We start from the raw sequence: 8712 nt of genomic DNA, 5'->3' as shown, positions 1-8712 counted from the left end.
TCCCACCTGACCCCATGCCGAACTCAGAAGTGAAACGCCGTAGCGCCGATGGTAGTGTGGGGTCTCCCCATGCGAGAGTAGGGAACTGCCAGGCATCAAATTAAGCAGTAAGCCGGTCATAAAACCGGTGGTTGTAAAAGAATTCGGTGGAGCGGTAGTTCAGTCGGTTAGAATACCTGCCTGTCACGCAGGGGGTCGCGGGTTCGAGTCCCGTCCGTTCCGCCACTTATTAAGAAGCCTCGAGTTAACGCTCGAGGTTTTTTTTCGTCTGTATATCTATTATTGCCAGAATCGCAAAAATCCTCTGCATTTTACGCTTTTTTTTCCTCAACAGTCTGAAGCCCATAATCACCTCAGTTAACGAAAATAGCATTAAAAGAGGCATATTATGGCTATCCCTGCATTTGGTTTAGGTACTTTCCGTCTGAAAGACGACGTTGTTATTTCATCTGTGAAAACGGCGCTTGAACTTGGTTATCGCGCAATTGATACCGCACAAATCTATGATAACGAAGCCGCAGTAGGTCAGGCGATTGCAGAAAGTGGCGTGCCACGTCATGAACTCTACATCACCACTAAAATCTGGATTGAAAATCTCAGCAAAGACAAATTGATCCCAAGTCTGAAAGAGAGCCTGCAAAAATTGCGTACCGATTATGTTGATCTGACGCTAATCCACTGGCCGTCACCAAACGATGAAGTCTCTGTTGAAGAGTTTATGCAGGCGCTGCTGGAAGCCAAAAAATAAGGGCTGACGCGTGAGATCGGTATTTCCAACTTCACGATCCCATTGATGGAAAAGGCGATTGCTGCTGTTGGCGCTGAAAACATCGCTACTAACCAGATTGAACTCTCTCCTTATCTGCAAAACCGTAAAGTGGTTGCCTGGGCTAAACAGCACGGCATCCATATTACTTCCTATATGACGCTGGCGTATGGTAAGGCCCTGAAAGATGAGGTTATTGCTCGTATCGCAGCTAAACACAATGCGACTCCGGCACAAGTGATTCTGGCGTGGGCTATGGGGGAAGGTTACTCAGTAATTCCTTCTTCTACTAAACGTAAAAACCTGGAAAGTAATCTTAAGGCACAAAATTTACAGCTTGATGCCGAAGATAAAAAAGCGATCGCCGCACTGGATTGCAACGACCGCCTGGTTAGCCCGGAAGGTCTGGCTCCTGAATGGGATTAAGCCTCTCTGACAGCTCCTCCGGGAGCTGTTTTTACATGCCCGCTAAGGAAATCGATAAAAGCCCGGATGCGCGTACTTACCGCACGGTCGCTGTAATAGACGGCACTGAATGGCATTTCCACTGGCAACACTTTATCTGCCATTAACTCCACCAATTCTCCGCGAGCGATTTCTCTGTCGATCATGTAGTCGGACAAACACGCAATCCCGTTGCCACTCAGGCAAAGCTGTTTCAGTGTTTCCCCACTATTGGATGACAAACCGTATTTCACCTCATGTAATTGTCCATCACTACAGGCTATCGGCCAGGTATTGAGGGAAGCGGGTTCAGTGAATCCCAGGCAAACATGTTGCTTTAAATCGTCGATCGTTTCTGGCTTCCCGTAGCGGGAAATATAATCGGGGGAGGCGATAATTTTTCGATAACTGTTAAATAACGGCCTGGCACGTAAGCTGGAATCCGTTAACGTACCAGCGCGTATCGCGACATCCACTTTTCTTTCGATCAAATTAATAATCGTTTCGGAGGAGACTAGCGACAAAGTGACTTCCGGATAGCGTTCACGGAAAGGCTTAATTAACGGCATCAGAAAGTGCAGCACCACTGGAGTTGCGGCATCGATCCGTAACAGTCCACGCGGTGTATTACGCGTCTCCATAATTTCTGATTCTGCCGCTGCCATCTCCTGCAAAATTGACTGTACGCGACGAAAATAACGCTCGCCTTCTTCCGTCAGGCTAAGTTGTCGTGTGGTCCGATTAAGCAGGCTAACGCCAAGTTTCATCTCCAGCTTTTTCACCGCCCGGCTTACCGCTGAGTTTGCTTGCCCTAATTGTTCCGCTGCCCGGCTAAAGCTGCCGCTTTCGACGACCGAAACAAAAATGGCGAGTTCTTCCGACGTGGCTTTCATTTTTGCTCCTGTTGCAAAATAGAAGAGATATTTTGAATTTATTTGTCATTAAACCATCAGGATGCGTGATATGTCATGCGATTTAATGTTCTCCATAATGAGCAAAATTCTGACCGGTGTAAGCACTTGCTTACATAACAATATACAATTGCTCGTTGAAAGAGTGAGCTAAAATCCCTATAATAGTAGAGCCCTCCCGAGTGCGGAAGGGTTGACGTAATAGAGGTTTCAAAGTCAAAAGTGCGAAAAAACACCTATGCCATGCGCTATGTTGCCGGACAACCTGCGGAAAGGATCTTACCGCCGGGGTCTTTTGCGAGCATCGGCCAGGCATTACCACCTGGGGAACCGTTAAGTACCGAAGAGCGTATTCGGATCCTGGTGTGGAACATATACAAACAGCAACGCGCTGAATGGTTGTCGGTATTAAAGAACTACGGCAAAGATGCACATCTGGTGTTATTGCAGGAAGCGCAGACAACGCCAGAGTTAGTACAGTTTGCGACCGCTAACTATCTTGCCGCCGATCAGGTACCCGCTTTCGTGCTGCCACAACATCCTTCTGGCGTAATGACCCTTTCGGCGGCACATCCAGTGTATTGCTGCCCGTTACGTGAACGAGAACCCATTTTGCGTCTGGCGAAGTCGGCACTGGTGACGGTCTATCCATTACCTGACACCCGCCTGTTGATGGTGGTTAATATACACGCCGTCAACTTCAGTCTGGGCGTGGATGTCTATAGTAAGCAGTTACTTCCTATTGGTGATCAGATAGCTCACCACAGCGGCCCGGTCATTATGGCGGGAGATTTCAATGCCTGGAGCCGTAGAAGGATGAACGCGTTATATCGCTTTGCGCGGGAAATGTCGCTGCGCCAGGTGCGTTTTACCGATGATCAGCGCCGTCGGGCGTTTGGTCGCCCGCTCGATTTTGTTTTCTACCGTGGTCTGAACGTCAGTGAAGCTTCTGTACTGGTTACGCGCGCTTCCGATCACAATCCGCTACTCGTTGAATTCAGTCCCGGCAAGCCTGATAAATAAGGTATGTCAGGTCTGCCACAGGGCAGACCAACGTTTGGCGCTGCGCAAAACGTGAGCGCGGTGGTGGCGTATGACTTATCGGCCCACATGCTGGATGTCGTGGCACAAGCTGCCGAAGCCCGGCAACTGAAAAATATCACCACCCGCCAGGGATATGCCGCAAGTCTGCCATTTGCCGATAACGCATTTGATATTGTTATCAGCCGTTATTCTGCCCATCACTGGCATGATGTTGGTGCAGCACTGCGAGAAGTGAATAGGATATTGAAACCTGGCGGTAGGCTGATTGTGATGGATGTAATGTCTCCGGGTCACCCAGTGCGCGACATCTGGTTACAGGCGGTAGAAGCATTACGCGATACCTCTCACGTACGAAACTACGCCAGCGGTGCGTGGTTGACGTTAATCAATGAAGCCAATCTGATAGTTGATAATTTAATTACAGATAAGTTACCGCTGGAATTTTCTTCATGGGTCGTGAGAATGCGTACGCCAGAAGCGTTAGTAGACGCTATTCGCATTTACCAACAGAGCGCATCGACAGAGGTGAGAACGTATTTTTCCTTGCAGACTGATGGCTCTTTCACCAGTGATATCATCATGGTAGAAGCACATAAAGCGGCATAAATAAAAAAGGCACCGGGGGAATCGGTGCCTTTTTTATTATCTGGTTTGTCAGGAATCTGGCATGTTGTTGTTTTTCACAAACAACGTCAGCTTATCGCCTGGTTGCAGATTCGCAGTGTCGCTGTTCCAGCGCATCACATCTTTGATGTTCACGCCGTGGCGTTTAGCAATGCTTGAAAGCGAATCGCCTTTGCGCACACGATACGTAATGCTATCGCTGTTGTTTGCCAACCGCTGTGCGCTACTGCCTGCACCAATCGTCAAACTTTGGCCTGGCTTCAGCTTAGATCCGCGCAGTTTGTTCCACTGCTGCAAATCTTTGGTGCTTACGCCGAGACGTGAAGCGATGCTTGAAAGCGTGTCGCCAGAGCGTACGGTGTAAACACGGCTGTTAAGCGGCGTATTGTCGGCAACCAGCGTCGACTGTACAGCAGCAATTTCGCCTGAAGCGAGAGAATCACGCAGTTGATCTGCATGCTTCTTTGGCACCATCACGTACTGCGGGCCACTTGCGCCCAGCGTGGAGCCTTTTACGCCAGCGTTGAATGTCTTCAGCTTGCTGACGGAAATCCCCGCCATATCTGCAACCTTCGCCATTTCAACCGGGCTGCTCAGGTGCACACGCGCCAGAGCACGGCTTTCATCGGTCGTTGGCAGACGTACGCCATAACGCTTGCTGTTTTTGAGAATATCACTCAATGCCAGCATTTTAGGCACGTACTGCTTCGTTTCCTGCGGCAACGGTAACGACCAGAAGTCCGTGGATTTCCCACGCGCTTTGTTCGTTTTAATTGCCTTCATGACCCGACCTTCGCCGCTGTTATAAGCCGCTACGGTCAGAAGCCAGTCGCCGTCAAACATCTTGTTCAGACGCTGCATCATGTTCAGCGCGGCAGTTGTTGAAGCAACAACATCGCGACGCGCGTCATAATTGCGGGTCTGTTTCAAACCATAATTGCGCCCCGTGCTCGGAATGATCTGCCAGATGCCTGCGGCATTGGCGCCAGACGTTGCGTGAGGATCAAAAGCGCTCTCCACTATGGGTAGTAGTACCAGTTCCATAGGCATGTTACGTTTTTTAACTTGCCCTGCTATCCAGTACATATACGGCTCTGCCCGTAAAGTTACATCGTGGAGATAGCTCTTATTGCGTAAATATTTCTGTTTCTGTTCGCGAATCCGGTCATTTTCCGGAATTCCCATCTTTAGCTCGTCGCCAATGAAAGCCCACAAGTCACCATCTGGCGCGATAGACGTCCCATCGTCCATCCATCGTGCCTGACTTGTAAACTTTGCTGCTTCCCCTTGACCAGCTGCAGAAAGGCTCTGTGCGTGCTGTTGAACGTTGCCGGTACTCTGGCAACCCACGAGCAGGACAGAGGCGAGTAATATCGCTTTTGCCTTCATGTGTGTGTCAATAGTTGCTTAAAAGACGACCGATCATAACGGCGAACGGAGCCGATGACAAGAAAGTTTTATCAGAACCTATCTTTCTTTGACCTTAACCATGCAAAACGCTCTTCAGGTTGTTGCAATAATGTTTCTTCATTAATTACATTAATTAAATCAATATCTTCCGTTCTTAAAAAAACATTAATTTGCCGCTCATTTTTCAGAATTACGGGTAGTGTTATTTGATTTTTTGCCCGTAACTCCTTAACTTTACGATAATAATCATTTATGGACAAATCGTGCGGAAGAATACTCAAAGCAAACTTCATATTTGATAACGTATATTCATGAGCACAACATACCAATGTATCGTCAGGTAACGCACTTAACTTATTAAGTGATTGATACATTTGTGATGCTGTCCCTTCAAACAACCTACCACACCCACCAGAAAACAGCGTGTCGCCGCAAAATAGATAAGGTTTACTGAAGTAACAGATATGTCCTAAAGTGTGACCCGGTGTGGCAATTACACTAAATTCATGCCCCAAAACGAAGGCAGTTTCGCCATCTTTGACTACCTGTGTTGTTCCCTTATCTTGTGTCTCTTGTGGACCATACACCACAATTTGCGGAAACTTTTCCACCAGTTCTTTTACGCCGCCAACGTGATCGTGATGATGGTGGGTGAGAAATATGGCCTCCGGTTGCCAGTTATTGGCGGCAATGGCGTTTAATACTGGCTCTGCGTCTCCGGGATCGACAATCAGGCAGCGACCTGCTTCATCATTCAAAACCCAGATGTAATTGTCATCAAAGGCGGGAATACTGTTAAGATTCATAGATTACCTCTTAGTGTGAAACGGAAGGTTGTGATGAAACCGGCAAGAGTCCCTCAAACTGTCGTGGCTCCTGATCGCTGGGGCGATTTGCCCTGGGGAGAGCTTTATCGCAAGGCGCTGGAGCGCCAGCTCAACCCGTGGTTCACTAAAATGTATGGTTTTCATCTGCTTAAGATTGGCAATTTAAGCGCAGAAATCAATTGCGAAGCGTGCGCGGTTTCTCATCAAGTGAATGTTTCTGCGCAAGGAATGCCCGTCCAGGTGCAGGCGGATCCACTTCATCTTCCTTTTGCCGATAAATCCGTTGATGTTTGTCTACTGGCACATACATTGCCGTGGTGCACCGATCCGCATCGTTTATTGCGTGAAACCGATCGGGTATTGATTGATGATGGCTGGCTGGTGATTAGTGGCTTCAATCCCATTAGTTTAATGGGATTACGCAAACTTGTGCCGGTATTGCGAAAAACCTCGCCCTATAACAGCCGGATGTTTACTCTGATGCGGCAACTGGACTGGCTCTCTTTGTTGAATTTTGAAGTGCTGCACGCCAGCCGTTTCCACGTTCTCCCGTGGAACAAACACGGAGGTAAACTATTGAATGCGCATATTCCTGCGCTTGGTTGCTTACAACTTATTGTTGCCCGGAAACGGACTATTCCTTTAACGCTAAACCCGATGAAACAGAGTAAAAACAAGCCACGAATTCGCCAAGCGGTTGGAGCCACCCGGCAATGTCGTAAACCACAAGCTTAAACTTCGACTTGGTAGCCCGTATCTTCCAGTGTGGGATTCATTGCCGCAGCACGAGCCAGTTCATCACAGCGTTCGTTTTCCGGGTGTCCGGCATGGCCTTTAACCCATTCCCATTTGATTTGATGTTGCCCTAGGGCAGCATCAAGACGTTGCCAGAGATCGACATTTTTTACTGGTTTTTTGTCTGCGGTTTTCCAGCCACGTTTTTTCCAGTTATGGATCCACTGGGTGATACCCTGGCGGACATACTGGCTGTCGGTACTCAAAATGACTTCGCAATGTTCTTTTAACGCCTCCAGCGCGACAATAGCGGCCATCAACTCCATACGGTTGTTGGTGGTGCGGGTGTAGCCTGCGCTAAAGGTTTTCTCGCGTCCGCGATAGCGTAAAATAGCGCCGTAACCCCCAGGTCCTGGATTGCCCAGACACGAACCATCGGTGAAAATTTCTACCTGTTTAAGCATCTCTGGTAGACTTCCTGTAATTGAATCGAACTGTAAAACGATAAGTCTGACATAAATGACCGCTATGAGCACTGCAATTACACGCCAGATCGTTCTCGATACCGAAACCACCGGTATGAACCAGATTGGTGCGCACTATGAAGGCCACAAGATCATTGAGATTGGTGCCGTTGAAGTGGTGAACCGTCGCCTGACGGGCAATAACTTCCATGTTTATCTCAAACCCGATCGGCTGGTGGATCCGGAAGCCTTTGGCGTACATGGTATTGCCGATGAATTTTTGCTCGATAAGCCCACGTTTGCCGAAGTAGCCGATGAGTTCATGGACTATATCCGCGGCGCGGAGTTGGTGATCCATAACGCAGCGTTCGATATCGGCTTTATGGACTACGAGTTTTCGTTGCTTAAGCGCGATATTCCGAAGACCAATACCTTCTGTAAGGTCACCGATAGCCTTGCGGTGGCGAGGAAAATGTTTCCTGGTAAGCGCAACAGCCTCGATGCGTTATGTGCCCGCTACGAAATAGATAACAGTAAACGAACGCTACACGGGGCATTACTCGATGCACAGATCCTTGCGGAAGTTTATCTGGCGATGACCGGTGGTCAAACGTCGATGGCTTTTGCGATGGAAGGAGAGACACAGCAGCAACAAGGTGAAGCAACAATTCAGCGCATTGTACGTCAGGCAAGTAAGTTACGCGTTGTTTTTGCGACAGATGAAGAGCTTGCAGCTCATGAAGCCCGTCTTGATCTGGTGGAGAAGAAGGGCGGAAGCTGCCTCTGGCGGGCATAAATACCTGTAAAAGGCGCTAAAAATAGCGGCTTGGGCGATTTTTGCAGCAAACGATTCAAAAGATGAGAAAAACCGTTGACGAAGGGTGAGGCAATCCGTAATATTCGCCTCGTGCCCAACGGAACACAACGCGGAGCGGTAGTTCAGTCGGTTAGAATACCTGCCTGTCACGCAGGGGGTCGCGGGTTCGAGTCCCGTCCGTTCCGCCAAATTCACTCATGAAAATGAGTTCAGAGAACCGCAAGATTTTTAATTTTGCGGTTTTTTTGCATTTAAATCCCGCTATTTCTTCGGTCTATGGTTTTGTTATGCTGTAAATGTGTTAATCACATATGGTAGACCATATCGGTAATGCTGCCAACTTACTGATTTAGTGTATGATGGTGATTTTAAGGTGCTTGCGTGGCTTCCATTTCCATCAGATGTCCTTCCTGCTCCGCTACTGAAGGCGTGGTGCGTAACGGCAAAAGCACTGCCGGACATCAGCGCTATCTCTGCTCTCATTGCCGTAAAACATGGCAACTACAGTTCACTAACACCGCCTCTCAGCCCGGTACGCACCAGAAAATCATTGATATGGCCATGAATGGCGTCGGATGTCGCGCCAGTGCACGCATTATGGGCGTTGGCCTCAACACGGTTTTACGTCACTTAAAAAACTCAGGCCGCAGTCGGTAACCTCGCGCATACA

General features: G+C 48.6%; 8 protein-coding genes, 2 tRNA genes, 1 rRNA gene and 2 pseudogenes. 9 read left to right on the top strand and 4 right to left on the bottom strand.

Going from position 1 to position 8712, the window contains the following annotated elements:
• From rrf to dkgB, 3 genes and pseudogenes are all read left to right on the top strand, one after another.
• Positions 1 to 94: ribosomal RNA gene (gene rrf, locus BGK49_RS04915) — 5S ribosomal RNA — on the top strand; the annotation flags it as partial.
• A 54-nt stretch (positions 95 to 148) separates the two neighbouring features.
• Positions 149 to 225, top strand: a tRNA-Asp gene (locus tag BGK49_RS04910).
• Positions 226 to 388: 163 nt separating this feature from the next.
• Positions 389 to 1192: pseudogene (dkgB, locus tag BGK49_RS04905) on the top strand (2,5-didehydrogluconate reductase DkgB).
• Here dkgB and yafC read toward each other — a convergent pair.
• A complete protein-coding gene (yafC, locus tag BGK49_RS04900; RefSeq protein ID WP_000648584.1) occupies positions 1189 to 2103 on the bottom strand; it encodes a DNA-binding transcriptional regulator YafC in 915 nt (304 codons plus the stop codon). The pseudogene dkgB and the gene yafC sit on opposite strands and share 4 nt — an antisense overlap.
• 240 nt (positions 2104 to 2343) lie before the next feature.
• Between yafC and BGK49_RS04895 the strand changes: the two genes are divergently transcribed.
• Together BGK49_RS04895 and BGK49_RS04890 are read left to right on the top strand one after the other, a co-directional pair.
• The gene (locus tag BGK49_RS04895) at positions 2344 to 3144 is read left to right on the top strand and encodes an endonuclease/exonuclease/phosphatase family protein (RefSeq protein WP_001230983.1); all 801 of its coding nucleotides are present in this window, start codon (positions 2344 to 2346) and stop codon (positions 3142 to 3144) included.
• Between the two features lie 3 nt (positions 3145 to 3147).
• Positions 3148 to 3771 (top strand): class I SAM-dependent methyltransferase, encoded by a 624-nt coding sequence (locus BGK49_RS04890; protein WP_000016005.1) that lies wholly within the window; start codon positions 3148 to 3150, stop codon positions 3769 to 3771.
• Positions 3772 to 3819: 48 nt separating this feature from the next.
• On the opposite strand, the gene mltD is transcribed toward BGK49_RS04890, so the two are convergent.
• Positions 3820 to 5178 (bottom strand): murein transglycosylase D, encoded by a 1359-nt coding sequence (gene mltD, locus BGK49_RS04885; protein WP_000644682.1) that lies wholly within the window; start codon positions 5176 to 5178, stop codon positions 3820 to 3822.
• A 71-nt stretch (positions 5179 to 5249) separates the two neighbouring features.
• Positions 5250 to 6005: a hydroxyacylglutathione hydrolase gene (gene gloB / locus BGK49_RS04880; RefSeq protein WP_001052720.1), complete on the bottom strand. Its 756-nt coding sequence runs from the start codon at positions 6003 to 6005 to the stop codon at positions 5250 to 5252.
• Between the two features lie 33 nt (positions 6006 to 6038).
• On the opposite strand from gloB, the gene BGK49_RS04875 reads away from it, so the two are divergent.
• On the top strand, positions 6039 to 6761 hold the full coding sequence (locus BGK49_RS04875; RefSeq protein WP_001297210.1) for a class I SAM-dependent methyltransferase: 723 nt from the start codon (positions 6039 to 6041) through the stop codon (positions 6759 to 6761).
• Here BGK49_RS04875 and rnhA read toward each other — a convergent pair.
• Entirely contained in the window at positions 6758 to 7225 is a 468-nt protein-coding gene (gene rnhA / locus BGK49_RS04870; RefSeq protein ID WP_000917883.1) for a ribonuclease HI, read from the bottom strand. The two genes, BGK49_RS04875 and rnhA, sit on opposite strands and share 4 nt — an antisense overlap.
• A gap of 64 nt (positions 7226 to 7289) precedes the next feature.
• Between rnhA and dnaQ the strand changes: the two genes are divergently transcribed.
• From dnaQ to BGK49_RS04855, 3 genes and pseudogenes are all read left to right on the top strand, one after another.
• Positions 7290 to 8021 carry a DNA polymerase III subunit epsilon gene (gene dnaQ, locus BGK49_RS04865; protein WP_001297205.1) on the top strand — a complete coding sequence of 244 codons (732 nt, stop codon included), beginning with the start codon at positions 7290 to 7292 and terminating at the stop codon, positions 8019 to 8021.
• Between the two features lie 132 nt (positions 8022 to 8153).
• Positions 8154 to 8230 (top strand) — tRNA-Asp (locus tag BGK49_RS04860).
• A gap of 193 nt (positions 8231 to 8423) precedes the next feature.
• Positions 8424 to 8712 (top strand): annotated as a pseudogene (locus BGK49_RS04855) (IS1-like element transposase); the annotation flags it as partial.

Origin of the sequence: Shigella sp. FC1544, assembly GCF_001722145.1 — a bacterium.
Taxonomy (GTDB): Bacteria; Pseudomonadota; Gammaproteobacteria; order Enterobacterales; family Enterobacteriaceae; genus Escherichia; species Escherichia coli.
Note: the sequence above shows the minus strand (reverse complement) of the source record. Positions and strands in the feature narration are given on the sequence as shown.

Coding starts and splice junctions, on each gene's coding strand:
- yafC (WP_000648584.1), bottom strand. CDS start 2,103: ATGAAAGCCACGTCGGAAGAACTCGCCATTTTTGTTTCGGTCGTCGAA.
- BGK49_RS04890 (WP_000016005.1), top strand. CDS start 3,148: ATGTCAGGTCTGCCACAGGGCAGACCAACGTTTGGCGCTGCGCAAAAC.
- dnaQ (WP_001297205.1), top strand. CDS start 7,290: ATGAGCACTGCAATTACACGCCAGATCGTTCTCGATACCGAAACCACC.
- BGK49_RS04875 (WP_001297210.1), top strand. CDS start 6,039: ATGAAACCGGCAAGAGTCCCTCAAACTGTCGTGGCTCCTGATCGCTGG.
- gloB (WP_001052720.1), bottom strand. CDS start 6,005: ATGAATCTTAACAGTATTCCCGCCTTTGATGACAATTACATCTGGGTT.
- rnhA (WP_000917883.1), bottom strand. CDS start 7,225: ATGCTTAAACAGGTAGAAATTTTCACCGATGGTTCGTGTCTGGGCAAT.
- mltD (WP_000644682.1), bottom strand. CDS start 5,178: ATGAAGGCAAAAGCGATATTACTCGCCTCTGTCCTGCTCGTGGGTTGC.